This is a genomic window from Paenibacillus sp. FSL M7-1046, from assembly GCF_038007405.1.
GTDB lineage: Bacteria > Bacillota > Bacilli > Paenibacillales > Paenibacillaceae > Paenibacillus_AQ.
The window spans coordinates 7,098,486-7,124,261 of sequence record NZ_JBBOXB010000001.1; the positions used below are offsets into that span (position 1 = coordinate 7,098,486).

The 25,776-nt window shown below is 49.2% G+C and carries 23 protein-coding genes; 10 read left to right on the forward strand and 13 right to left on the reverse strand.

Going from position 1 to position 25,776, the window contains the following annotated elements; all coding sequences use genetic code 11:
* The first annotated feature begins 336 nt into the window (after nt 1-336).
* From NYE29_RS31850 to NYE29_RS31860, 3 genes are read left to right on the forward strand one after another with little or no spacing between them, the layout of a single operon-like run.
* Nucleotides 337-1,971, forward strand: coding sequence for an ABC transporter ATP-binding protein (locus NYE29_RS31850; protein ID WP_340899097.1), 1,635 nt, complete (start codon nt 337-339; stop codon nt 1,969-1,971).
* Nucleotides 1,916-2,350: a helix-turn-helix domain-containing protein gene (locus NYE29_RS31855; protein ID WP_340899098.1), complete on the forward strand. Its 435-nt coding sequence runs from the start codon at nt 1,916-1,918 to the stop codon at nt 2,348-2,350. The genes NYE29_RS31850 and NYE29_RS31855 overlap by 56 nt, the downstream gene beginning before the upstream one ends.
* A gap of 50 nt (nt 2,351-2,400) precedes the next feature.
* A complete protein-coding gene (locus tag NYE29_RS31860; RefSeq protein WP_340899099.1) occupies nt 2,401-2,661 on the forward strand; it encodes a transposase in 261 nt (86 codons plus the stop codon).
* On the opposite strand, the gene NYE29_RS31865 is transcribed toward NYE29_RS31860, so the two are convergent.
* Together NYE29_RS31865 and NYE29_RS31870 are read right to left on the reverse strand one after the other, a co-directional pair.
* Entirely contained in the window at nt 2,654-2,875 is a 222-nt protein-coding gene (locus NYE29_RS31865) for an AAA family ATPase (protein ID WP_340899100.1), read from the reverse strand. The two genes, NYE29_RS31860 and NYE29_RS31865, sit on opposite strands and share 8 nt — an antisense overlap.
* A gap of 861 nt (nt 2,876-3,736) precedes the next feature.
* The gene (locus tag NYE29_RS31870) at nt 3,737-6,430 is read right to left on the reverse strand and encodes an adenosylcobalamin-dependent ribonucleoside-diphosphate reductase (protein WP_445322192.1); all 2,694 of its coding nucleotides are present in this window, start codon (nt 6,428-6,430) and stop codon (nt 3,737-3,739) included.
* Nucleotides 6,431-6,843: 413 nt separating this feature from the next.
* Between NYE29_RS31870 and NYE29_RS31875 the strand changes: the two genes are divergently transcribed.
* The 3 genes from NYE29_RS31875 to NYE29_RS31885 all read left to right on the forward strand — a co-directional run bounded on the left by NYE29_RS31875 (nt 6,844) and on the right by NYE29_RS31885 (nt 10,890).
* A complete protein-coding gene (locus NYE29_RS31875) occupies nt 6,844-8,586 on the forward strand; it encodes a DEAD/DEAH box helicase (protein WP_340899103.1) in 1,743 nt (580 codons plus the stop codon).
* Entirely contained in the window at nt 8,586-9,665 is a 1,080-nt protein-coding gene (locus NYE29_RS31880) for a YqhG family protein (protein ID WP_340899105.1), read from the forward strand. Before NYE29_RS31875 ends, NYE29_RS31880 begins: the two co-directional genes overlap by 1 nt.
* 160 nt (nt 9,666-9,825) lie before the next feature.
* Nucleotides 9,826-10,890 (forward strand): hypothetical protein, encoded by a 1,065-nt coding sequence (locus NYE29_RS31885; protein WP_340899106.1) that lies wholly within the window; start codon nt 9,826-9,828, stop codon nt 10,888-10,890.
* A 139-nt stretch (nt 10,891-11,029) separates the two neighbouring features.
* Here the strand turns inward: NYE29_RS31885 and NYE29_RS31890 are convergent, their stop codons facing one another.
* The gene (locus tag NYE29_RS31890) at nt 11,030-11,218 is read right to left on the reverse strand and encodes a YqzE family protein (protein ID WP_038589726.1); all 189 of its coding nucleotides are present in this window, start codon (nt 11,216-11,218) and stop codon (nt 11,030-11,032) included.
* Nucleotides 11,219-11,423: 205 nt separating this feature from the next.
* Between NYE29_RS31890 and NYE29_RS31895 the strand changes: the two genes are divergently transcribed.
* Complete coding sequence (locus tag NYE29_RS31895) at nt 11,424-12,200, forward strand: N-acetylmuramoyl-L-alanine amidase (protein ID WP_340899109.1); 777 nt, start codon at nt 11,424-11,426, stop codon at nt 12,198-12,200.
* Here NYE29_RS31895 and NYE29_RS31900 read toward each other — a convergent pair.
* Together NYE29_RS31900 and NYE29_RS31905 are read right to left on the reverse strand one after the other, a co-directional pair.
* Nucleotides 12,187-13,125 carry a divergent polysaccharide deacetylase family protein gene (locus NYE29_RS31900; protein WP_340899111.1) on the reverse strand — a complete coding sequence of 313 codons (939 nt, stop codon included), beginning with the start codon at nt 13,123-13,125 and terminating at the stop codon, nt 12,187-12,189. The genes NYE29_RS31895 and NYE29_RS31900 overlap by 14 nt on opposite strands.
* 97 nt (nt 13,126-13,222) lie before the next feature.
* Nucleotides 13,223-14,317 carry a glycerol dehydrogenase gene (locus tag NYE29_RS31905; RefSeq protein ID WP_340899112.1) on the reverse strand — a complete coding sequence of 365 codons (1,095 nt, stop codon included), beginning with the start codon at nt 14,315-14,317 and terminating at the stop codon, nt 13,223-13,225.
* Between the two features lie 218 nt (nt 14,318-14,535).
* On the opposite strand from NYE29_RS31905, the gene NYE29_RS31910 reads away from it, so the two are divergent.
* Nucleotides 14,536-15,396, forward strand: coding sequence for an SDR family NAD(P)-dependent oxidoreductase (locus NYE29_RS31910; RefSeq protein WP_340899113.1), 861 nt, complete (start codon nt 14,536-14,538; stop codon nt 15,394-15,396).
* Nucleotides 15,397-15,561: 165 nt separating this feature from the next.
* Here the strand turns inward: NYE29_RS31910 and NYE29_RS31915 are convergent, their stop codons facing one another.
* Together NYE29_RS31915 and NYE29_RS31920 are read right to left on the reverse strand one after the other, a co-directional pair.
* Nucleotides 15,562-16,002 carry a CatA-like O-acetyltransferase gene (locus tag NYE29_RS31915; RefSeq protein ID WP_340899114.1) on the reverse strand — a complete coding sequence of 147 codons (441 nt, stop codon included), beginning with the start codon at nt 16,000-16,002 and terminating at the stop codon, nt 15,562-15,564.
* A gap of 133 nt (nt 16,003-16,135) precedes the next feature.
* Complete coding sequence (locus tag NYE29_RS31920) at nt 16,136-17,068, reverse strand: hypothetical protein (RefSeq protein ID WP_340899115.1); 933 nt, start codon at nt 17,066-17,068, stop codon at nt 16,136-16,138.
* Between the two features lie 183 nt (nt 17,069-17,251).
* Here NYE29_RS31920 and NYE29_RS31925 point away from each other — a divergent pair, with 183 nt between their 5' ends.
* Nucleotides 17,252-17,734 carry a hypothetical protein gene (locus NYE29_RS31925; RefSeq protein ID WP_340899116.1) on the forward strand — a complete coding sequence of 161 codons (483 nt, stop codon included), beginning with the start codon at nt 17,252-17,254 and terminating at the stop codon, nt 17,732-17,734.
* Here the strand turns inward: NYE29_RS31925 and NYE29_RS31930 are convergent.
* Nucleotides 17,676-17,843, reverse strand: coding sequence for an aldo/keto reductase (locus NYE29_RS31930; RefSeq protein WP_340899117.1), 168 nt, complete (start codon nt 17,841-17,843; stop codon nt 17,676-17,678). The two genes, NYE29_RS31925 and NYE29_RS31930, sit on opposite strands and share 59 nt — an antisense overlap.
* A gap of 126 nt (nt 17,844-17,969) precedes the next feature.
* Between NYE29_RS31930 and NYE29_RS31935 the strand changes: the two genes are divergently transcribed.
* Complete coding sequence (locus NYE29_RS31935) at nt 17,970-18,812, forward strand: YihY/virulence factor BrkB family protein (RefSeq protein ID WP_340899118.1); 843 nt, start codon at nt 17,970-17,972, stop codon at nt 18,810-18,812.
* A 22-nt stretch (nt 18,813-18,834) separates the two neighbouring features.
* Here NYE29_RS31935 and NYE29_RS31940 read toward each other — a convergent pair whose 3' ends face one another.
* The 5 genes from NYE29_RS31940 to NYE29_RS31960 form a co-directional block, all read right to left on the reverse strand.
* A complete protein-coding gene (locus NYE29_RS31940; RefSeq protein ID WP_340899119.1) occupies nt 18,835-20,226 on the reverse strand; it encodes an FAD-dependent oxidoreductase in 1,392 nt (463 codons plus the stop codon).
* 27 nt (nt 20,227-20,253) lie between these two features.
* Entirely contained in the window at nt 20,254-21,810 is a 1,557-nt protein-coding gene (locus NYE29_RS31945) for an extracellular solute-binding protein (protein ID WP_038589719.1), read from the reverse strand.
* 93 nt (nt 21,811-21,903) lie between these two features.
* Nucleotides 21,904-22,779, reverse strand: a complete 876-nt coding sequence (locus tag NYE29_RS31950) for a carbohydrate ABC transporter permease (RefSeq protein ID WP_340899120.1) — start codon at nt 22,777-22,779, stop codon at nt 21,904-21,906.
* A 24-nt stretch (nt 22,780-22,803) separates the two neighbouring features.
* Complete coding sequence (locus NYE29_RS31955; protein WP_076112383.1) at nt 22,804-23,715, reverse strand: ABC transporter permease; 912 nt, start codon at nt 23,713-23,715, stop codon at nt 22,804-22,806.
* Nucleotides 23,716-23,883: 168 nt separating this feature from the next.
* Nucleotides 23,884-25,731, reverse strand: a complete 1,848-nt coding sequence (locus tag NYE29_RS31960) for a sensor histidine kinase (protein WP_340899122.1) — start codon at nt 25,729-25,731, stop codon at nt 23,884-23,886.
* Nucleotides 25,732-25,776 lie beyond the last annotated feature (45 nt).

Consider the following 25,776-nt stretch of genomic DNA (forward strand, 5'->3'; position numbering starts at 1 on the left):
TTATTTTTCCTCCTTTCAACTTGTTTCCTTTTCCCCTGCTACATTTTTTGATTACAATCTATTTATAATATAACTATAAATATTTTACAATACTTAGTTTAATAAAATTATTTAATGGGATTAAAGGGATAATAAGTAATTATTATTACTTATAAATGTCAATTTAGTTATAATATGGTGGTGTTATGAGGTGGAATTAAAAAAATAAAACAAAAAATTTAACTGTTTCACAATTCTTTAAATTTCATTTTTACATTGAAAAATAATGAAATTTGTGGTATCTTTCGAAATTATAAGATTACCGGAAAGCAGTTTAATAAAGGGGGTAAATTCCATATGAAGGATTTAATTACGAAGAATAAAAAATTCGTTGTAATTACCATACTGTTAGTAGTGCTTACTTCTATAACTGCTACAATTACTCCAATCATCATTCAGTTTTCATCCAATCAGCAAACGGAAGTAAGTACTAATACATTCGGAGTTGTTATTGCTGCAATGTTTGTTTCTTTTGTACTGCAATTTACTTTTTTAATTTACAGGCAGAACTATGCTGCAAAGTTTAATACAGAGCATCTATCCTCACTTTTACGGAAAATGTATAAAATGAACTATGATGCGTACAGCAAGCTTGAACCCACATACTTGATTAACAGGATTTTTTCAGCTGTGGATACCTTATATTTGTTCATAATCTCCAGTTTTGAAGGCTTAACTCAATCCAGCTTTATCATAATAGTTTCCCTTATATTGGCTTATTCAGTTCACTGGTCTATATTTTTATTTTTACTGATTCTTATCCCCATTAATTATTTTGGATTCCGTTTTATAAACAAAAACTTAAAGCGAAAGATGGAAGCTATGCAATATGAAAGTGCCACTGCCAACAAAGATTTAGTATCTACGCTGTCAAATGTCGATAATATCAAACAGCTGCCCAATTATGCTTTTTTGGAGAAAGCTGTACTGCCTGGAATAGGGAAAATGTATCAGACATTGGCTAATACAAATAAGTTTGCACAGGGTTCCAGCTCTATCATTGATTTTATCAATCAGCTTTTTCAGAATATAATATACGTAACTATCGCTTATTCAATCACACAGGAATGGTTACCGATGAGTAGCATTGTCATTATTGGCGTTGTATTACCCTTATTTTTTAACTCCTTAAGAGGATTAACTGAAGTTAATCTAAATCTAAAAACATTGGAAACGAGTCTAGACTTCATTAAGAGTGATTTGGACGACAATATAGAGGTGGATAGTTCTATTCATATAGATTCAATTGATTCGATTACATTAGATAATCCTGAGTTTAAGCTTGGTAAGTTAAGTTTCAGATACCCGCTACAAGAAAGTGTATGCAGAGGCCAAGTCGTTTATCTTAAGGGTCCTTCAGGTTCCGGAAAATCATCCTTACTGAAGCTTTTGCTGAAATTCCGGCCCAGTAATGGAATCAAAATGAATAACACTCCAATACATAAAATCAGTAATGTTTCTTTAAGATCAAGAATAGCTTATCTATCTCAAAATACGACAATCTTATCAAGAAGTCTGGAGGAGAATATTGGATTCGGTAATTTGCTGACGAATGAGCAGAAAAGCATGATTGAAAAATCAAAGGTTTTAGAGGCAATACTAAAAGTAAAGGATTGGAATACTCTGTTAACAGAGAACGGGGCTAATTTATCAGGGGGAGAAAAGCAGAGGATTGCCATTGCCAGAATGCTGCTGAAGGATGCGGATGTATATATTTTAGATGAAAGTACAAGCAGCATTGACCAAGCTTCGTCTGATGACATTTTTAATGCTCTGCTGACTATGGCAAAGGATAAGATTGTGATATATACTTCTCATGTTAGTGATTCTGTTAAGTATGCAACCAAAATGATTTCAATAGAGACGGAGAACAAAAATGAAGAACTATTGGACAGTCGAGGAACTGGCAAAAGAATTACAAGTGACCACTAGGACAATAAGTAATTATTTGAAATCTGGTGAACTTACGGGTACTAAAGTGGGCGGTCAATGGCGGTTTACGTTAGCAGATATACGAAAGCTGACTGGAGATGCAAGTCTTAATAATCCATTTACTGAATTTATCGAAAATTTCAATACCCCTGAGACTTTTAAACAATCTTTGTTAGCGTTAAATATTCCAATAAAAAATCAAGAAGAACTCGAAACGATTAGAGATCAGATAATTGAGCAATATAATCAGGTGTATTCAGGCGGAAACCGGAAGTTTTATTATGAACTGCTCTCACCTGATTATTTTAGAGTGGTGCTGTCCGGGCATATAAAGTATACTTTGAATTTTGGATCGTGGATTGAACAAAAATTTTATTAGGGCCTGTACGAAAACTGTACAACTCGTGAAAATCTAGTAAAATAAGGGGTATGAGACGAAGATACGAGTTAACGGATGAAGAATGGAATATCCTTGATCCCTTGCTACCCCCGGCCCGAAAAAAACAAGGAGGTCGTCCGCCCAAGGATCGGCGCCAGATGCTGAATGCCGTGCTATGGGTTGCGCGAACGGGAGCACCATGGCGAGATTTACCGAGCACATATGGTCCTTGGTCTTCCTCCTATAGTTTTTTTCTGGGCATGTTCATGGCATTTTTGACGCTACTTTCTTTTCGTTTATGGCTTAAATAGGTTTGCGTCCAGGCCCTAGTATGTTTTCGGAACGAATTTTACTTGCAGCAGAGATATGCGTCGAATGTGTAGAAATAATAACCTGAGTGTTTTGATAGCCATACTTTTCAAAGAGAGTTTTTTGAATATACGTGTGAATATGATCCTCGGGTTCCTCTATAAGCAAAAAATGAGCTACTTTGTCATTAGATTGTTTTAATTCGTACTCAAGCAATTTAACGAAATATAAATTAAATTCGCCCCTCCTAAGCTCAACTCACTCATTTGTCCATGATAACCACTATCTTCATTATCACCAACCCAAAGAGTTAATGATTGTAGTAGTCTATTTATTTCAGACGGCAACTAAGACTTGATTTCTATATTTGGTGCATATGTCATTCCTACAGCCTTCAAAACAGTTTGCTTCACTCGTTCACGTAAAATCTTGAATAGGCTCAAGATTACCGTTTAAGATTATAGCCTCTCCAGCGAAGTCTCTTGGCTGAAGTTACATATTGTTCCTTATATATTCGGCAGGCCTCTCCAGATTAAAACATCCTCTTTCCGCCCGGAACTACTGGAGTCTACCTCGCCTGTCTATAATGGCTTTGGATTTCGTCATGGATAAGGGACTCATTCTACTGATACAGCCTCAAATCCTTTACGTTTTACCCACCTTCTTCCCTTACCACTATCACGTATCAACGAAAGAAATGAAATTCACTTCACATTGAGTAACATACAATTAGCTAATTTCCCAAACCTTCTTTTTCCTCCATGGTTATTCCTTGTCATAAATTATGGATAAATATCCATAAAATGAAAAACCTCAATAAAAAACGTGAGAGCAACTAAAGCATCCCACGTTATTACATTAATCTTAAAACAATATTTAATTGTGAAATCCTTTAGAAACCTCAAAATCGAATATTTATATGAATATTTGTATTAATATAACTGATTGTATTTTTAAACCATTAGATGTATAAAATCTTTTTTTTCTCTTTTCATGAGTCATTATTTGCAGCTTTCGTGGTCATTTCTTTGGTGATCCATCACAACAATCATTCTTGGTTTCTTTTGAACCTACTTCTTACCCACACCGGCTATACCCGCAGTTGCTGCAGGTCTTACAGCCTTCGATGTTAACCAGCGAGGCGCTGCCGCAGGATGGGCAGAGGTCGCGGGAGAACGCCCCATGGCTGTGTGCGGCATGGCCGCCGTGGCCGTCGTCCGCTACTGCCGCAGACGGTACGCTCGCTTTCAACTCGGCGTTCAGCGCTTCGTTGAAATCCTCCAGCTCCAGCGTTGCCGCGATCGGAGCTGGGACATGGTCGTCATGTGCATTGTTCAGCACATGTGTTTCCAGTGCCTTCGCTACCGCGTCGGCGATGGACTCGACGCGGTTCGCGCCGAAGCCGATGGCGCCGGAGCCGCCGATGCCCTTGAGATGCTTGATCAGCAGCTCCACCTTCTCGCCGTGGTCGCCGTAACGGAGGAACAGCGAGCAGACACGGCCCAATGCTTCCGCCATGGCGAAGACGTCGGAACCCGCTTTGCCGACATTCAGGAAGATTTCTGCCGGAATGCCATCCAGGTCGTTGATAGTGATATACGCCATGCCGAATGGCGTGTTGATCTTATAGGTTGCGCCGCGCAGCACCTGCGGGCGTTTCTTGTACTGCTTGTCGACAACATTGGCATTGGCCTGTGGCGCAGGGCTTGCTGCCACAACCGCACTGGCCGGTGCAACTTCTACTGCCTCCGGTGCAGCCGTTTCCGCTGCCGGAGCCTCTTTCTTGTCTTCCTTCTTCGTGGTTTCCAGCACTTGCACATCGCGGCTGCCATCGCGGTATATAGTTACACCTTTGCAGCCCAGATCGAAGGCCATTTCGTACAGCTCGGCAGTTTCTTCAACGGTGAAGTCTGACGGGCAGTTGGCGGTCTTGGAGATCGAGCTGTCCACCCAGCGCTGAATGGCAGCCTGAGCACGGATGTGATCCTTAGCCGACAAATCCATCGAAGTTACGAAATAATCAGGCAGCTCTTCACCCGGATGGGCTTCCAGCCATTCCTGTGCGATCGGCACGAACTGCTCGTCGTAGCCGAGACGGCTTTGACGGAAATATTTGAAGGCAAAATAAGGCTCAATACCAGTCGAAGTTCCTACCATTGTACCTGTGCTGCCTGTAGGCGCCTGGGTAATAACGGTAACGTTGCGCATGCCGTGCTTGCGGATGGATTCACCCACCTCCGGATAAACTTCGGTGATATTTTTCATAAATCCGCTCTGCAGATATTTGTCGGTATCAAACGCCTGGAACGAACCCTTCTCGCCGGCAATTTCCGCTGAGGCCAGATACGCTTCGCGGGCCATAAAGCCGTACAGCTTGTCCAGAAACTCCAGCGATTCAGGACTGCCGTAGCGGATGTTCAGTTTGATCATCAGCTCAGCCAGACCCATGGTTCCAAGGCCTACGCGGCGTTCCAACTTCTGGTTGGCTTCATTTTCCGGGAAATGATACGGCGTCTTGTCAATGACATTGTCCAGGAAACGAACAGAATAACGGGTAGTCGTCGCCAGATCGGCCCAGTCCACATCATGATTCTCCGCATCGTAGAACTTCGAAAGATTGACAGCAGACAGGTTGCAGACGCCCCAGCCCGGAAGTCCTTGCTCACCGCACGGATTGGTACAAATAATCGGATTAAAGTACCAGCTGTTAGACATTTGATTGTAGTATTCCATGAATACTACGCCCGGCTCTGCCGATTTCCAGGCTGATTCAATAATCGTATGCCATACATCGCGTGCTTTAACTGTACGGTAAGGAATGACCCGGCGGCCGTCCGCTTTCCATTTATCGAGGTCACCGTCCCAAATCGTATCATAATCAGGGTCAGTCGTATCCGGGAATACAAGCTCCCAGTCGAGATCTTCTTTAACAGCTTTCATAAAAGCGTTGCTGACACATACTGAAAGGTTGGCATTGGTCACTTGACCCATAGTCTGCTTCACAGTAATGAAATCAACCACATCCGGGTGCCAGTCATTGATCATCAGCATCAGCGCGCCACGGCGGCTGCCGCCCTGCTCAATCAGGCCGGTCGTATAGCTGAACAGCCCGCCCCAGGAGACAGAGCCGCTGGATGATCCGTTCACGCCTCTAACGATAGCACGGCGGGGACGCAGCGAAGACAGGTTAATCCCCACACCGCCGCCGCGGGCCATAATCTCGGTCATTTCCGACAGTGTCTGCATAATTCCGCCGCGGCTGTCTTTAGGCGAAGGTACTACATAACAGTTGAACAGCGTCAGCTCTTCACTGGCACCGGCACCTGCGGCGATCCGGCCGCCCGGTACAAGCTTCCAGTCATCGAGAATGGAGCGGAACTTGCCTGTCCATTCGTCCTGAAGCTCAGGCGTTTTCTCTACCGAAGCCATGGCGGCTGCGAGCCGGTCCCACATTTCCTCCGGAGTTTTCTCTATATTAAGCGTAAGCTTTTCTACATCCGATTTCACCAGTTCACCACTACGTGTCTTCACGGTAACAATCCGTCCGCTGCGCTCCACAATTTCGCCAACTTCCTTGGTAGGGAATTTGGGATCGTCTTTGGTCAGAACGAGAACAACATCGCCTACTTTGGCATTATTGCTGTCCGCATCCTTCCACGCATACCGGTCCAAAAATATTTTCTCGCTAAGGCCCTCAAGGCGCTGCTTACGTTTCACTGTACTCAATAGAAAAACCTCCCGGATGTATGATATGTAAATCTTCCGTTCCATGATGTGGGCTTACGTTTTGTGACCCACAACAAAAACTTCCAGCTGCCCTGCTTGTGCAAAGGAAGTTCCTCTTGTCAATAACAAATAACCGGCAAATGCTCTGATAAATCAATATTTCAAGCATTTGTAACAATATATTGTGTGCGTCAGCTTTTAAACTATACCACATATTGTATCGGAGGTCTTTTTCGATATAAGAAGCCCCGTGGCGAAAAATCGGCATTCATGACGCCTTTTCTCACTCTTGCTCGTTTTTTTATAAAATCAGAAACTAAAAGTTTCATCTGCGGGTGAGTGAATCTTTAATATGCACAACTCTTTCGCAATCCATATCAGGTTATGAATTCTCTCTTTTACGAGCATACTACTTCTACGCTAGTTCGATATGATACAGCGCCGGAGGAGGCTGCAACATGACGCAATTATCCCGCAATTCCCTGACGCAAGAGCTCAATACACCCGTACCGCTGCTGCCTGTTCCCCTATCCTTTGAGCGAAACTGGCTGCATGATCTGGAGTCGAGACTGGAGAAAGGCGGGCCTTGGGGAGACCTGAGGTTATCCCGGCTTGCCGTTCAGGGCGAAGAATCGGGCCTTGTCACCAGCTTCGACGAGCTGCAATGCCTGAAGCATTTATCAGGTCTGTCTCCGCTTCCCCACCAGCTTGATACCGCTCATAAGGTACTCTTTGAAATGTCGGGCCGGGCGATTCTCGCCGACGAAGTCGGACTCGGCAAAACGATCGAAGCTGGTCTCGTGCTTAAGGAATATTTGGTACGCGGACTGGTAAGCAAAGTGCTGATTCTGGTTCCCGCCTCGCTCGTCCTGCAGTGGGTTCGCGAGCTGAACGCCAAATTCGGCATTACTGCCGTAGCACAGAAGAAGTCCTATTCCTGGGGAAATGACATTGTGGTCGCCTCCATGGACACCGCCAAACGTGATCCGCATAAAGAACTGCTGCTCGGCAGCGAATACGACATGCTGATTATCGACGAGGCCCATAAGCTGAAGAACAAGAAGTCCACCAACTACCAGTTTGTTCAGCAGCTGCGCAAAAAGTACTGTCTGCTGCTCACCGCCACTCCTGTACAGAATGACCTCGGCGAGCTGTTCAACCTGATCACCCTGCTGAAGCCGGGGCAGCTTGGCAATCAGGGGGATTTTGCCGCTAATTTCGTCGTGGACAAACGCCAGCCGAAGAATGAAGTCCAGCTGAGGGGCGAGCTGTCCAAAGTTATGATCCGCAACCGCCGCGGCGAGGGCCCGGTCAACTTCACCAAGCGCAAGGTCCGCAATATTCCGCTCACGCTCTCACCGGAAGAGAAGGTATTATATGACGGCGTTACCGCCTTTGTCAAAGACCAATATCAGGAATCAGGCGGCAATCTCAGCAGCATGCTCTCTCTGGTTACGCTTCAGCGTGAGGTATGCAGCAGCCGTGATGCTGTATTCATTACTCTGGTGAACCTGATCAAAAAGCTGCCTGCCGATTCTCCGAAACGGGAGCGGATGATGGAGCTGCTGCAGAGCATCCGCACCGTCAAGACGAATACCAAAGCGGAGAAAACGATGGAGCTGATCCGTGAAATGAACGAAAAGGTTATCGTCTTCACTGAATACCGCGCCACACAGGAATATTTGCTGCAATACTTCCGCGAACACGGGCTGCAGTGTGTGTCATACTCCGGCGGGATGAACCGCGGCAAGAAGGACTGGATGATGGATCTTTTCCGTGGACGGGCCCAGGTCATGATTGCTACGGAAGCTGGCGGCGAGGGCATCAATTTGCAGTTCTGCCACCATATGATCAATTTCGATCTGCCGTGGAACCCGATGCGGGTCGAGCAGCGGATTGGCCGGGTCCACCGTCTGGGCCAGGAGAACGATGTGGTCATCTACAACCTCTCCACAGAAGGCACCATCGAAGAGCATATCCTGCATCTGCTGCATGAGAAAATCAATATGTTCGAGATGGTTATCGGCGGTTTGGATGTGATCCTGGAACGTTTCGAGAAAAAGGAATCACTGGAGAAAAGCCTTTATAAAATCATGCTTGAAGCCCGCAGCGACGAGGAGCTGCGCAGCGGACTCGACCACATCGGCGAATCCATCAGCGAGCTGACCCAAGGCATACAGAATGAAAGCGAGGCCACCTGATGACCCTTTCTCCGCAGCAAGTCCGCAAGCACGTCATGGATTATCTGGAAGCAACGGAGTGCTCGATCCTTGAGGTATCTCCGCTGCATGTGACAGTGAAGCTCTCACCGCGCGCCGACCGGATGCTCACCGACCGGCCTTATTATTGGGGGTTCGTGGAACGCACCGGCGTCGATCCGGAGACGTTGTCGTTCACCTTCGTCTTCGACCCGGAGAAGTACGACAGCTTGGCCGCGCAGGCCGCTCCTCCGCCCCGGGCACAGCGGGGTGCGGCAAACCGCCCTGCGGCCGGGCTTCTGCCGGGCGCAGGAGGCAACCTTGGCGCGGCAGAGATGGAAGCCGGCGCGGACAGCCCGGCGGCCGGTTTCGGGCAGCCGCCATCCGCAGGGGCGGCTCCCGCTGAAGCAGATCCGCAGGACGGCATTCTCGCCCGCTACTTCGGCGTTGTGCCGGTACTGCCGCGGATCGGCCCGGGCATGATCCGCCGCGAGGATATAGTATACGGCAGCAAGCGGCTGAAGCAGATCTGGGCCGCCGCGCGTGATGAGGGCAAATGTCTGCAGCTGTTCGAGGACCCGGGAAGCAGGCAGCGGATGACGTTGTTCTCTGCGGCCTATGAACCGTGGCTCGGTGTCTGTTACAAAGTAGAGATGACTTGCGATCTGAAGCGGGAAGAGCTGCATTTTATAGGAATATCCTTAACCAGCGGGATCATTGCCGCCGACTTTGGCACGAAGCTGAATTCACGGGAATTAACTCCCCGCTTGCCGGAGAATATTCACATCCAGCCCTCGGAGCTTACCATTACCGCCGGGGCCGACCGGCTGGAGGCTTATTTGACTTCACAGCTTGCGAAACTGGACTACAGCTGGGCGGAGGAGGCCCGGGAAAGGCTGCGGCTTGAGCTGAGCATCGTAGACATTTATTATGAGGAGCTGCTCAAAGAACAGGACGAAGAGAAACGGCTGGCGATCCAGGAGCAATACAACCGCCGCCGGAAGGAGACCTCCTGGCAATACGAGCCGCAGGTTGCAGTTTCTGCCGTAACCTACGGCCTGTTCCATCTGCGCAGCACATAGAATGCGACCCTGCTCGCTAAAAGCAGGCAAAAAAACAGCGGAATTCCCGCAGCCCGGCGCGACATCATGCAACACCCTTTTTAGAGCTTGTCCGCTACAATTAATTTATACCCGTTCCATGAATATGATTTGATTTGGACCAAGAAAGGTGAACGACGACATGACTATAAAATCAAGGCGGAAGGCCGTGCCTGGTCGTCGCGGCCGCTTCCTCCTCATTCTGTGCCTCTGCACAATCGGACTGTCGGCAAGCTCTGCCTTTCCGGCTGTCTATGCCGCTAAGGACACCCGCGTCACTGTCACACAAGCAGTCTCCCATAATGCGTTGGCCTCACTTGCGATCAAGACGCAACCATCAACGGAATCGCTGCAGGACTTCACCAAGCTGACCATCCGCAAGCTGTCCGCCGATGCTCCCTTCACAAGCTGGAAAGAAGCCCGCACCGACTATTATCCGCTGGGACCGGGCACACATAGCTGGCTTGTTAATATCATGGACGGCGAGCAGCGCATCGGATACCTGATTGTCTCGGCTACAGAGCAAGGCGGTTATATGCTTAGCGAATACGGCACCGGAACCTCCGGGCTGCCTTACAGCTTGACCGATCTGCGCCAGTTTCTGGTGCAGGAGGAACTCATCACTTCAGATTATTCAGGAAAGCTTGAACTGACGGCTCTTTACGCCTCTTTGCTCCCGGTGTGGAAATTAACGCTCGACCATACGGATATATATATCAATGCTTCGGTACCGCAAGTTCTGCCGTGGAGTTCAGACAAAGCAGAAGAGGTCCTGAAGGTACAGTTAGATGGAGTCAATACATTCTCCGGGCTGGACTCGAACTGGTCTCCCCTGCAGACCTACCGGAGTGAAGGTCTGGATGATCCATACGCTGATTTGCAGTGGCTGACCAGCCCCAAGCTGAAGCTGGACAGCGCAGAAAACTTCACTGTTCTGCTGAATCAAAGCGGCAGTCTCGTCTTTCAGTCTGCTGGCAGGAATGATACGACCGGAGCGCCTTTTATGATTACGGGGTATCAGCGCTGGCTGCCTGCCGGTTCCAGCGGGAAGACAAGCGGCAGCAGTCCGGCCATCGTCTATGCCGCTGCGGGTCCGAAAGGCAAACGTTACCTTCCTCTCTCAGCGCTTCAACAAAGCGGTACCCTGCACCAGCTGCCTCTAGCCGGCAAAACAGTGATCGGTGCGCTTACAACTTCAAAACGTTAAGCTTACCCTTTTTTAGTACAACGTCTTTCCTGCTAGTATGCAACAAAACAACCTTCCACAGTGCCATATACAGGGCACCTTGGAAGGTTGTTTTCAGTTCAAGCTGTACTTGCGATTTGCCGGTACTCTTGCACCCGGATCATTTCTTGTCGTTCCGGCTCCATTTGCTCCGCCAGATCGACCAGCCGAGCGGCAGCATGCCAAACCATTTCTCTGCCCACGGCTCTTTCTCAGCCTTTCGGCGCGCCCGGCTGGCACGCGGATCTTCGATATAAACGACTACCTTTTCCGTAATATACTTCACCAGTTCATCACCGCTGGAAGCCATTTCGCCACCTCCTGAAACTGAATGCTGAATTTGGGGACTCACCTTTGACTCCTGTCTGTCTGGATATCCATGTTCCTAGTGTGCTCTAGAACAGCTATATCTAAACCGTGATACTGCTTTTCGTATAGGTTTGCCTGTTCCAGCACAATCTAACAAAGTATCCAGTCCGGTCAAAAGATCATTTCCGCACAAGGAGGTCATCCACTTGAATTACTTGAAGTACCTGAACCAAATCAGAACCCAAACCACCCGGGGAAGCGGTACACTGCGCCGGCTGTTCGTTATCGTGTCATCCGCCCTGCTGCTTACGCTTCCCCTTGGAAATGCAGGGATTGTGCAGGCGTCTCCGGTGCCTTCAGGAGCCGGGGCGAAAGAAGAGCGCCAGCATATGCTCGGCCATGATCAGCGGATCATTCTGATTGATGCCGGGCATGGGGGAATTGATGGTGGTACGTCATATGGCACCATCCTTGAAAAGGATATCACGCTCGCCATCTCCCGCCGTTTGTTCCTGCTGCTGCGCAGTGACGGCTTTGACGCGATCCTTAACCGGACCGGCGACTATGCACCCAGCGATGAGAACCGCTGGCTGCGCAGCTCCTCCCGCCATTTGCGGGACCTTGCCCAGCGCAAGGAGCTGGCCGAGACGCTTCCGGCAAATGTGGTGGTCAGCGTTCATATTAACTGGGCCGCTTCCCCTTCCAAACACGGGCCACTAGTGCTGTACCGCCAGGAAGGCCGCAGCTTCCTGCTGGCCAGATCGATACAGGACCAGCTCAACCATCTCTATGATGTGAAAGAAACCCCGAGGCAAGGCAAGCCGTTTTATCTGCTCAATAAAATAACCGCCACAACAGTGATCGTTGAGGCGGGATTTGTGAGCAGCCCGAGCGACCGCGAGAAGCTTTGCAGTCCGCAGGGCCAAGAGGAAATTGCTGAAGCAATTGCTAACGGTATTGCCGGGTATCTTATGGAAGTGTAGGCTTCGAGTTCCATTGCCATTCGTCCCGGACCAGTTCGGAAATGCCTACAAACTCGACACTGTCCTTTATTTCGCCAATGCCGCTGCGGATGCCCGCAGCGGTCTCTTTGCCCTGGATGCCAACATGGCCGATCGTTATACAATAGTTCTGGTTCAGAGCCCTTTCCTGCACCAGCCGCATTTGTTTCACGACATGGCTTGCCGTATGGACATCGTCCAGAAAGATATGATTCTCCACGGGCGGCAATCCGATCTCCCGGGCCATTCTGCCGGCTACCGAACGGTAATTCGTATGGCTGTCCACAAAAAATATTCCGCGTTCCTTGCAGACCGCCAGCACAATCCCCATCACCCGCTCATCACCGGTCACCTTGGAGCCCATGTGATTGTTGATCCCCACGGCAAAAGGAACATTGTCCAGTGCAGCCTCGACCTGCTTGCGTACCTCGGCATCGCTCATCCGGGTCAGAACCGCACCCGGACCCAGCCACTCGGGTTTGCCTTGCTTCGGTTCCATCGGCAAATGCACCAGCACATCGAAGCCCTGCTCATGTGCGCGCCGTGCATCCTTCTCTGTAGTCGATAGAAACGGCATTACGGCAACAGTGATCTTAACCGGCAATTTGAACATTTCCTCCGTACCACGCATGTCATTGCCGAAATCATCGACAATGATGGCTACCCTGCTGCGGGTATGTTGTTTATTCTCCTGGGGTCCTTCAGCCTTAGCGCTGCCGATCACGGCGGGTTCGGCAAGGACGGATGAAGACACTACAGACCGGCTGCCCCTGGCGTGATGTGAAACTGAACCAGCTGATATTCCGTGTGCAGTGTCGGCCGCCGGAACCAGCGCCGTCATCAATGCGACAACAGCAATGAATGGATACAGAATGGTGCGTTTGCCCGTATGATTGCTCTTTTTCAAGAGGATCTCCTCCTTCGTGCTATGGTGCCATTGTTCTCATTGTTTGGAACCTGAAGGAGAAATATGTACGGGACAGGCACGCAATAATTAACAATCGTTATCCGGCCTGCTGCCCTCGGCGGTCAGCGGCAATGATCGCATCAAATACATCCTGCGGGGATACCTCAAACGGCATATTTGCCATCGGGCTGTCTGCCTCGCAGCTGGCTTGGGCCGCAGCCATAAGTTTCCCCGGCTCCATCTCAGAAAGGCCCATTTCCTTAAGAGTTACAGGCAGGCCGACCTCCCGGCAGAAAGCAACAACGGCAGCGATCTCCTCCTCCGCTGCATGCTCCAGCATCAGCTGCGCCAGCGTGGCGAACGCCACCTTTTCCCCGTGAAGCATATGCCGGCATTCCTCAAGCACAGTCAGTCCGTTATGAATGGCATGGGCAGCGGCAAGTCCGCCGCTCTCAAAGCCGATGCCGCTAAGGTAAATATTCGCTTCCACGATATGGCCGACAGCCGCCGAGGCTATTCCTTGGCGGGCATCCTCTAATGCCTCAGCTCCTTCAGCGAGAAGCGTATCCAGACAAGCACGCGCCAGCGCAAATGCGGCGATCGAGCTCTGTCCTCCTGCATGGGTCACAGCGCCGGAATTACGGCAAGCCCTTGCTTCAAAAAAAGTGGACAACGCATCGCCCATTCCTGCCGCCAGCAATCTCGGAGGGGCTTTAGCAATAATATCTACGTCGGCGATTACGGCATTGGGACTTTGCATCAGAGGGAGATAGCGGTCAAACTCGCCCTCCTCCGAATAAAGTACCGACAATGCGCTGCAGGGCGCATCCGTAGAAGCCACTGTCGGAACAATGACCACCGGCAATCCGGTATAACGGCTTACGGCTTTGGCCGTGTCCAGTGTTTTGCCGCCGCCGATGCCCAGAATTACACCTGTCGCGTTCAAGTCCAGCTCCGCAACAATTTGCTCCACCAGCTTTAGACAACATTCTCCCTTGAACTCACGCTGAACAAGCGGCATAGACTCAGCGTCAAAGCTGCTGACGATATCATTTCCGTAGGTAGCGAGGATGTAAGGATCTACAATGGCATAAGCCCCTGTGGCTCCCATTTGTCTGCAATAAGCGCCCAGCTTCGAGATTTCACCGCCGCCTTGAATATACTTTGACGGGGAATAGATGACTTGGTTCATATAAAGTTCCTCCTTTTTCCAATCCTTATCAGTTTAAGGAAGAACCCGCCGCCCGGCAAGGACAAAGCAGACATCATTTGCACTTTTCTAATCCCCTAATCTATTCAACTTCAAGCCCAACTCTCCTTGACTTGGAGTCGGCTCCAAGTTATACAATGAGCGCATCATCAACCGTCAGGCCTAAGGCCACTATTACTGCACTTTGAGGAGAGATTACTATGACAACACAAACACAGCGCGGAACTGCGCTGATTACAGGAGCCAACAACGGAATTGGCCTGGAGCTGACCCGCAAACTGCTGGGTGAAGGCTGGGAGGTGATCGCACTTATCCGCTCAGGATTTCCCGAAGAAGATGCCCCTATCCTTGAAGCACTAAGCAGCAAGCGGCTGCGAATTTATAAGGCGGACCTTTCAGATTTTCATAGTCTGGGAAAAGCGCTCGGGGAGGTTGTCACAGCTGAACCCCGGATCGATCTGCTGTTCAACAACGCCGGCGGCAGCTTTGCGGAATTGAGTTATTCCAAGCAGGGGCGTGAGCTGCACTTTGAGCTGCAAACGGTGGTCCCGTACATTATAATGATGGAACTAAAAGGACTGCTCCTGAAAGGAACTCATAAAACGGTGATCAATACTGCATCCAATGCGGTTCTGACACTGAAGGAATTTAATCCGGATACCCTGGAACGTCCATCATCCTTCAAAAAGCTGTTCGGCCCCTACGCTACTTCCAAAATGGCTCTTTCCCTCTGGACCAAAGAAATCTCCACGCAGCTAGCTGCTGAAGGAATAATGATCCGCAGCGCAGACCCGGGGGGCAATAATACGATCCGCAGCGGCAAAAAATCGGGTTTACCTTTTTATCTGAAGCCGATTATCAAGCTGTTCTTCCCCCATCCCAGTTATGGGGCCGGTCTGCTGTACAAAGCGGCTTTCGGCAAGCACAGCCATGTGCCCGGAGTATTTCTCGTCAAAGACGAGGTGAGCAGCCTGAAGTTCGCCTCCGAGAGCCGCAAGGTTCTGGAAAAAGTACAGGCCATTTATGAACATGAGTATGTTCCTGCCTACAGCAACTCTTGATAATGAACTGTTAGGCTAAGATGTGTTAAAAAAATAAAGGGTTCCGCATATTATGAATAATATGTGGAGCCCTTTATTTTTAACTATCGATCCCCGTCAGCGGAAATGGTGGCAATCTAATTGTTGTGCAACCAGTCCTTATAGGTATCTGCGCGTAATTGCAGTTCACGGAATGCTAGAAATGGGGAAGGTGTTAGGTGGTTCGTTCGCTTTAGCGGCAAATTGTTTAACACTTCCGTACATCTTCATATCATCAAGATAACGGCTGTAGAAATCACCAAAATCTTCACCGTACAAAGTCCAGATGCTTGAAAAAGTCTTATCATCATCATGGAAGATTGTAAAGCTGGGTGACAGGCTGTCCCAATAACCTAACCGGCCTTCAGAATCAAAACAGGTGCGAAACTCACTATGGTGGTTTACCAGCGTAGTTATCATGTGGATTAGTGCCGGGTACAGCTTAATCCCCTTATTCTTAAGTTCTGAAAGCAGACGGGTTATGTCAATATTTGACGTCATGCTATAGGTGCATCTGACATTGTTTAAATAATGTTCAAAATAGGGCTTTCTACTCCAGTTATTCATGACAATGTGATTAAAATTCATATATTCTGACCTCCTAAAATTATTGCATTTTTCATTTTAGGAGGTCAGTTCGACTGATTTCACCATATCCTCATCACAATCCCTTGAGAAATTATATTATGCCGATGAGTATACCATCATCATAACCAAAACATCAAGAATATCCCAATCCTTTAAATGCGCGCAGCAGCAGCAAATTTTCAATCGCAATACTCGCTTTCCACCAGTTTTCGGCGACTGCAAATTCTTTCTCATAAGCAGCCCAGCTCCAAGTTAAATTCCAAACCCCCTCCGGATTTCGGGTGCTCAGTATGTAGTCCAGCTCTTGTTGAACCAGCGCTGCGTGATCCGCGGCACCCAAACTATCCGGAGTTTTGATAAATGCAGAAGGTCTGCAGCTGTATCCGTTCCAATTCCCGGCTCCGCGTGCCAGCAGCACTGCGATTTGGGCTCTGGCAGCTACTATTAGCTGCGGATAAGCGAAAAGCTCCTCGACCTTAGCGGCAGAGATACACTCCAGCATCGTGAGCACACATTTCAGCGGATGCATCTCTATATCGGGATGCTCCAGAAACCTGCCTGCCAAATCTTTGGCTCTTTGCATGCCTTGTTCATAGAGCCGGCTGTCTCTGTCAGCAAATTTGAGGATTGCCCCGGCCAGAATCGCTGTCGGATTATACATACTGCGGGCAGTGCTGTTCGAATCCGTATGCCACCATGGGGCATGAGGGTAATCATTATTGGAGTCCACTACATTCCTCCAGATACCTTCATCCATCTCGGCTCCACTGTCCAGATAACTCATCATCCCTTGAACGATCGGATGGGTCCGGTCATCAAAATGAACCTCCAGCAGCTTCTCTACCGCTGTCGCTGTCTGAATCGGTGTGGAGTTCGGATTCCAGGAGTCGGCTTCAAGCGCATGTCCAAAACCGCCGTCTTCATTCTGATAAGCAGATAAGGCCTCCAACACTGCGGACAAAGACCCTTCTTCAAAATGGAACCTCCATCTGGCGAGATCCAAAGGGCGGGCATTGCGGTAAAACCAGCTGCGAATTCTGTTGTAATCCATAAGCGGTAAACTCATTATGATTCTCCTTCCCGTAATTCGATCAGCCTGTAAGTCTTTGGAGCTAAAGTATATACTTGTATTAAACAAAACCCGCTATGTAGATAGCTATGACATCACTCATTATGTATAAAAATGATGTACAATCTCTATTTCTGAGTCCTAGAGGATACATTGATATTAAACTTGTGAGGTGACACGATGTTTAAGAAGTTGATAGCAGCTGTACCCTTGCTGCTTGTATTACCGTTTTCCACAACAAATATCTATGCGGCCACTCCGCTCCATATCGTAGCAAATTCAGTTGATTATTCTGTATCTCAATTTATGATTAAGGAAAATCATGTTTATTGCAGTATTGAAACCCTTTCAAGTATGATGGGCGCATTGAATTCTTGGGTATTTAAGGATGAAAAATCAGTTAGTTTTGTTACGCATTTTTCCGAAAAGGGAGCATCCGATAAATTTTACGCCTGGTTTTTTAACTCGAAGAAAGTTGAAATACAATCAAATCAAGCTGAGGAAGGAATCATTAAAAGCATTACAATGAAACATCAAACGATTGTTTCAAAAGATGGAGAAACGCTCATCCCACTACGGGATGCAATTCTGGCATTAGAAAAGTCTATTTACTGGGATAAGGAGTCGAACAAAATAACGGTAACGGGTAAAATAAGCTATTGAGCGTCTCTTCCGCTGAAGTCTGCGGGTCTGGACAGTGCAGCTGGTACAGGTCGATATAATCGGTTTGCAGCCGCCGCAGACTGTGCTCTACCCTTTGTCTAATCCACAATCTGGATTTTTCGCTTTGGTTCAGCCTCCGCCCATGGGCATACCGTTAGAAAATTTGCGGTTATGTTAATATTAAAAATATGTACATGCATAACATATAAAGAAAAAGCGGGTAGAGGAGTGAACTATGAACAAGACTAAGGATGCCGCAGGTGTGTTCTCTTTTATGAAGCAGCTGTTCCAAAAAATCAAACTCGACGATGTGCAGGGTATTAGTGCGCAGTTGACTTATTATCTGATCCTCTCCCTGTTTCCTTTCCTGATCTTTATTATGACGCTGATCGGTTACGCCCATATTTCTATCGAGGACAGGATTGTAGAGCTGCAGCAGATCATGCCTGCCGAAGCCGTCTCTATTATTGAAGAGATTCTGCAGGATGTATCCGAGGGACGGAGTGAGGCCCTGCTGTCCTTCGGGATGCTGGCCACGCTGTGGGCTGCCTCCAAGGGCATCAACGCTATCATCAAAGGGCTTAACCGCGCCTACGATATTGATGAGAGCAGGGTGTTCTGGAAAATACGGGGGATTGCTTTCCTGGCCACCATGATCATCGGTGTTGTTGTTCTGCTCAGCATTCTGCTGCTCGTACTGGGGAGCTGGCTGAAGACACAGATCTTTCTGCTCGCTGATCTGCCTTACGGGCTGCAGAAGGTATGGGATCTGCTGCAGTATATCATACCGCTGTTCGTGCTGTTCGTCGTGTTCACTCTGCTCTACTGGATTGCACCCAGCCGGAGGCTTACACTAAAAGAGGTCATGCCCGGCGCGATGTTCTCCACCATCGGCTGGATCACAACCTCCATTCTCTTCTCCATTTACGTCAACCAGTTCAGCGATTTCACCAAAACCTACGGAAGTCTGGGAGGCGTCATGATCCTGCTGATCTGGCTGTACATCAGTTCAATCATTATACTGGTCGGCGGCGAGATCAATGCGCTCCTGTTCAATCGCAGGCCCATCCGCAAATAGATTTCGGTGAGGCTAAGGTATTTTAGACTACACCATTCTTCGCTTCATCGTGCGGTTTGACGGCGTCTGCCCCGGCTATCTCCGGCAGGTATGCCCCTTCTTCTTGCAGACGTCTGCGCAAGGTAGGGATATCCACGGCATGTACGTCATTGTCAGGAAGCTTCACTGCCAGTGCTGCGGCAATCCCGGCGGCTTCGCCCATGGCCAGACAGACCGGCATCACTCTGACACTGCCTTGGACCTCGCGCACACAGGAGATGGAACGCCCGGCGACCAGGACGTTTCTCAACGTCCGCGGGGTCAAACAACGGTAAGGAATGCCATGCGATTCGCCCGGACCGTAACGTTTAATGACTTCCTGCTTGCCTCCAGCCTGCTTCTCTTCCTTTTCCGTCCCATGGATATCAATGAAATAGCTGTTGCGGCAGATTTCATCCGCGAAGCTGCGGCGGTTCACATAATCATCCACAGTCAGTACGTAATCCCCGGTAATTCTTCTAGTCTCCCGCACTCCCATTAATGAACCTGTACTGGCTACATAAGAGCTGCCGAAGGAAGCCGGCATAAACTCGGCAAGCGCATCCCTGTAAACTGCGGCAAGTTTCCTTCCCTGCATCAGTGCAGCCGATACCGAAAAGGCATCCGTGTTGTCCACTTCCCATAAATGGCCGGCATTGAAGCCTACCGTACGGGGAGCAATCATATTGTTGCAGATATGCGAATCCGGGATCATCGGATATTTGCCGGACCGCAGAATGTCATAGATCGGACTGGTTTTGTTATTGCCATGCAGCAGCGGTCCGTTCAGATAAGCATATTCATCCACATTCCCGAGGTTGAAGCAGTGCGTGGCCGGCATGAGGTCACCGGTTTCGATATCGCCCTTGAGGTATTCCGCCCCTGCCCAAGCCGCAACATCGGCATCTCCTGTACAGTCGATATATACCTTGGCCTGCATAGCCTGCAGGCCGTTTTTGCTGGCCGTAATCAGTGCTTCCACTCTGCCGTCTTCACCGGTTTCCACAGAGCCAAGCAGGGTCTGGAACAATACAGTTACACCGGCTTCTTGAACCAGCTCATCGTAGATGACCTTCAGCTTCTCCGGTTCAATCGGCACCCAGTCCATGGCATCCTTATCAACATGCGGCATCTGAGCTTTCAGGGCTTCAAATACTTTCATCGCCAGCCCTCTATAGATGATAGTCTCCATGTCGGAGAATGGACACCATGCCGGCACCAGTCCCGAGGTTCCCATTCCGCCAAGGCTTCCCGTCGCTTCAATCAGCAGTGTTCTTGCCCCTTCACGCGCGGCGGCAGCGGCGGCCGTGCAGCCCGCAGGGCCGCCGCCCACAACGATCACATCCCAGTTGTCCTGGAGCGGAACTTCATTGCTCCGCATCCTGTAGGTTTTCATTCTGTTTTCCTCCAAACACTCAGGCTTTTATTTAGCGGATGCCGCATACCAGTCATTAACTTCTTTGACACTCGCTTCTCCGCCAGCGGCATTGTACTTTTCAACAAATGTTGTTACCGCATCAGGGGACTCCTCACCTACGATTACCTTGACGGCAAAATCATTGATCATCTGCCCCAGTGAAGCATTGCTCTTGGAATATTCCGGCAGGGATGGAGCAAGCGCAAGCGGATCGGAGATTCTGGCCTCTGCTGGCAGTTCATTATTAAGGAAGGAGAAGCCGGCAAACAGACGTGCATCCTTCTGGACACGGGCCTGCCAATAGATTGGATACAGCTTTTCGTCGATACCGGTCAGATAGTTGCTGGCATTGCCCCGTTCATCCGTGAACAGCGGCAGAATCGGGCTGTACACGCCATCTTTAAACGTATGATGTTTGCCTTCCTCTCCGATGGCGATCAGCTTGAACGTTTCTTTCTCCAGCTTGGCATTGATCCATTTAATCGCATCTTCCGGATGTTTGGCAGATTTCGGAATAAAGGTAATGCGGTCGAACCCGCCGCTCATCCCGAGGCCCATTTGCCCGTCTTTCCCTTTTAAGGCAGGAAGGTAGGCAAACTTGGCGTCCGGGAAATTCGCAGCCAGCGCATCGGCAATGCCCGGAATGTCATACCAGGGAAGCTGAATCACACCCACCTTGCCGCTGGTGAACTTCTCCTTCAGGGTAGCATCCTTGTTTACTGCAAATTCCTTGTCCAGAAGACCCTGCTTATACAAATCGGACATATAAGTTAAATATTCCTTGAATCCCGGGTGCAGCGGTGTCGGCACCAGTTTGCCGTCGACCTGGTTCCAGCTTGTGCCAATTCCGAATGCACCGGTAATATTGGCTGTCGTTGCGAGAGCACCGTCAATTGACATCGGTGCGCCGTTGCTGCCGTTGCCGCCGGGATCTTTTTCCTTGAACGCCTTGAGCACTGCCGTAAATTCATCCAGCGTCGTCGGCATCTTAAGCCCCAGCTTGTCGAGCCAATCCTGGCGGATCATCAGATCGGCCCCGGCAAATTGCGAAGAACTGTTCGGAATAGCGTAGATTTTGCCGTCTACCTTCATGGCATCAAAGGACGCCTCCGAGATAGAAGCTTTAATATTGGGACCAAACTCATCAATTAGCGGTCCCAGATCCACCAGGGCACCCATTTTGGCGTAATCGGTATACACAGCTTTTTCACCGGAAATGGTAATGACGTCATAAGGCTCACCGGAGGAAATCAGCAGGTTAAGCTTATCCATCGCTTTGTCCGCCGGAAGCATTTCGTATTTCACCTTGTAGCCGGTCTGTTCTTCAATCACTTTGGCAAGCGGATACGTGTTGTAATCATCCTTTGACCACAGATTGAGCGATTTCAGCTCAGGTTTGGAATCGCTTTCAGTTACTGCAGCGGTTGTAGCCGCCGGAGCCTTTGCCCCCTCCTCTGTTCCCTTGCTCTCTTTGTTTCCATTGTTGCCCGATGAACCGCAGGCCGTTGCTGCAAGCAGCAGCCCGGTGCACATCATGAGAGACAATCCTTTTCTATATTTCATCCTTATAACCCTCCTCCAATGATATGGGGTGATGCTGTATATGAAACGCTCTGTCAAAGAGCGGCTTCATAGCGCAAGCTGCGGGGACAAGACTCAGCCTTTTACAGAGCCGATCAGCACCCCTTTGATAAAATACTTCTGCAGAAACGGATACACAAACAGGATCGGGACAGTGGAAGCTACCACAGTCGCTGCGCGTATGCCTTCCGGTGACATATTCATGAGATCGTCCACGCTTTTGTTCACGGCATTGGCCGCACTGGCATCCATTACGACATCCTGCAGATACAGCTGCAAAGTCTTAAGCGCGGTATCGTTGATATAGATCATCGGGCCGAAATAATCATTCCAGAAGCCCACGGCATAGAACAGGGCAATGGTGGCGATAACCGGCATGCTGAGCGGCAGGATGATCCGGAACAGGATAGTGTACATCTTGGCACCGTCAATCCGTGCCGATTCCTCCAGCGCTTCGGGAAGACTCTCGTAATAACTCTTGATAACCAGCATATTAAAGACACTGATCATCCCGGGCAGAATCAGCACCCATAGATTGTTGATCAAATGCAGCTGGCGCATCAGCAGATAATTGGGAATCAGCCCTCCGTTGAACAGCATAGTGAAGATGAACAGCACCATAATGAAGGAAATACCCGGCAGATTACGTTTGGATAACGGGTACGCGGTAAGTGCGGTCATCAGGATCGAAATAGCCGTTCCTACTACAGTGACACCAATGGATACACAGAAGGCGCGTATGAACATCGAGGAGGAAATAACCTCCTTCAAAGTGTCAAGCTGGAATCCCACAGGCAGGATGCCCACCTTGCCGGAAGTGATTGCCCATTCTTCACTGACCGATTTGGATAACACGTTCAGCAGCGGCAGAAGCATAATAATCCCCAGGGCGATCAGGAAGACATACACGGAGATATCGAGCACCAGATCTCCTTTGGTTCGTTTGGTCATTGTTATCTTCTCTCCCTTCCCGGATTACCAGATTCCGCGCTTAAGCAGCTTGCGGCTGATATAGTTGCCTGAGACAATCAGGATGAAGCCGACGACGGAGTTAAACAGCCCGACTGCTGTACTGAAGCTGTAGTCCATCTTGCCAAGACCGATCCGGTACACGAAGGTTCCGATGACATCGGCTGTTTCATAAACCACCGGATTGTACATAGTGAGAATTTGCTCTGTACCCGCGTCGAGTACTGAACCGAGACGGAGTATGAACATCAGCACCACCGTCGGCAGAATTCCCGGAATGGAAATATGCAGCATCCGGCGGATTCTGCCCGCCCCGTCAATGGCAGCCGCTTCATATTGCTCCTGATCGATACCGGCAATGGCGGCAATGAAGACGATGGCATTCCAGCCCGTTTCCTTCCAGCCTGCGGTAAACACCACGAGACTGCGGAAATACTCATTGCTGACAAAAAAACTGATCGGCTCTCCGCCAAACGACTGGATGATGTTGTTGACCAGCCCGCCCGATGTAGAGAGGATGGTCACGAATAAGCCTGAGATAATGACCCAAGACAGAAAATGCGGAAGATAAATGATCGTCTGAATCGTCCGTTTGAAGAACATCAGCCGAACCTCGTTCAGCACCAGCGCGATGAAGATGGGAACCGGAAAGAGCAGCACAATTTTATAAACGCTGATTAACAGCGTATTCATGAACACCCTTCCGAATTCTTCCGACTGGATCAGCTTATGGAATTGCTCAAGCCCTACCCACTCGCTGCCCTTGATGCCCTCAAAAATGTTGAAATCCTGAAAAGCAATCAGCACCCCGTAAAGCGGTGTATATTTGAAGAGCAGGAGAAACAATAATCCGGGGATCAGCAGTACATAATAATCCCTGTTTCTCCATGCATATCTCCACCTGCTTGCGGACCTGATTCTGGTTGGCTTAACCTTGCTCTTCGGGTTCAAATCCGTGACACCTGCGCCCAAGATGGCTCACCCCCAACTGTTTATGGGTTAATTATAAAGATCTACCCGGGTCCTGTTGTAGGAGGTAAAGCGATTATTTCTGGTCTCAGGCGACTGTAAAAAAAGCTGCTGGAACTATTCTGATGAAACCGCTTTAAATCTCACAGTAACAAGGGTTCCCTTTCCGATCTCCGTCTCAATGGACAAGCCATACCGGTTGCCTGAGAAATAGCGGATTCTTTCATTGACATTATAGAGCCCAAACGAGCCCTCCAAACTGCCCGGCTGACTCCCGGCAGATGGATCGATCAGCAAACGGTTGGCCTGATCCTGGCTCATTCCGGTCCCGTCATCAGAGACTGTGAGCACGATATCCCCCTGCTCATGAGCTGCTGTGATCATGATTCCCCCTTGTTTTTGCTTTGTCTTGCGGATGCCGTGAAGCAAAGCGTTCTCCACCAGAGGCTGCAGCGTCAGCTTCGGCATCATATATTGTTCAAGCCCCGGTTCCGCATGAATAGTGAACGTAAACGTGGATGGAAAGCGGTTTTGCTGAATCTCCAGAAATACCTTGGCCAGATTCAGCTCATCCACAATGCTGACGTTGTCGCGCCCTTGGTTCAGGCTGAGCCGGAAATAACGGGCCAGCGCTTCAATCATCTGGCTCGTGTCCTCAGCGTCATGGGCAATGGCCGACCAGTTGATCATATCCAGGGCATTGTACAGGAAATGGGGATTGATCTGCGCCTGAAGTGTGCGAAGCTGAGCCTCCCGCTCCTGCATCTTGGCCTGATACGATTCTTCCATCAGGTTATTGACCTTATGAATAAGATGGTCCACACTGCGCTCCAGCAGCCGGAAATCACCATCAGGCATAGAACGGCGGTCTTCCAGCCAGCCGATCCCTTCCTTGCGGATCATTTTAAGAATCATCTGCACTCTGCGCTGCATGCCTTGAATCATGAACATGAAGAGAACAAAGACCAGTACCAGGAACAAAACCGTAATTCCCGCGAGTGTAGCAATACTGGTGAACTGATTCATCGCTGTAGCCCTGTGTGAAATCTCAGGCTCCGATACCTGTGCGACCAGCTTCCAGCCAGTCGTTCCGATGGTGGTGTACACTACGTTTACTTCTTCACGGCCTAACGAGTGCTTTAGTATGCCTTCCTCCGAGTGTTCGATGGTATCAAACAGCTCTTTAGGCAGGGCATCCGCGTCCTTTTGCAAATTCCCTGCTTTATTATCCGACTTATTCAGACCGGCACTATCTGAACTGTAGATCAATCTGCCGCTGGCATCCGATAGAAAAGGAGCGTACTTGTCCGAGAACTGCAGCTCCGACATAATCTCCCCGATCAGACCTTCGGACACATCCATCACGAGAATACCTACAATCTCTTCATATTCCTGGGGATTGCGCAGCATCCGGGCAACGGAGAAAATATTCTTTTTACCAATGTCGTTATACTTCTCCTGATAAACACCGGTCCAAACCATCCCCCCACCGGCCTCTATCACCGATTCATACCATGGATATTGCTTTGCATCCTCAAAGGAATACAGATTAATTCGGTCTCCGGCATACAGGCGGGAAGGATCAACAAAAAACCGCAGGCGGAAAATATCCTCATTCTCCTGTGCGGTTTCGGCCAGATTGCGGAGCTCCTTAATTTGTTTTAGCTGCTCCGTGATACTGGCTTTCTGGAGCAGATTATCGTAGAGGATTTGGTTCATAAACACTGAATTGCTGCTGTCGCGGATGTGTTCCAGCTTGTAGGTTAAATTCAGCCCTGCCTGCTTAAGTGTAAGCTGCATCGAACGGGTAACTTCCTGTTCCAGAATTTCATTGGACCGCTGATAGAAGGAGGCCAGTAAAATGGACACCGGCAGCAAGATTAGCAGGGCATAGACAAGCAGCCACTTTCTTGCGGCCAGAATCCCCTGTCCAAGTCCAGTCAGATAGCTCCATCCCAATTTCATAAAGGTGACACCTCATTTCTCCGGCCTTTTTGTCGTATCGCCCTT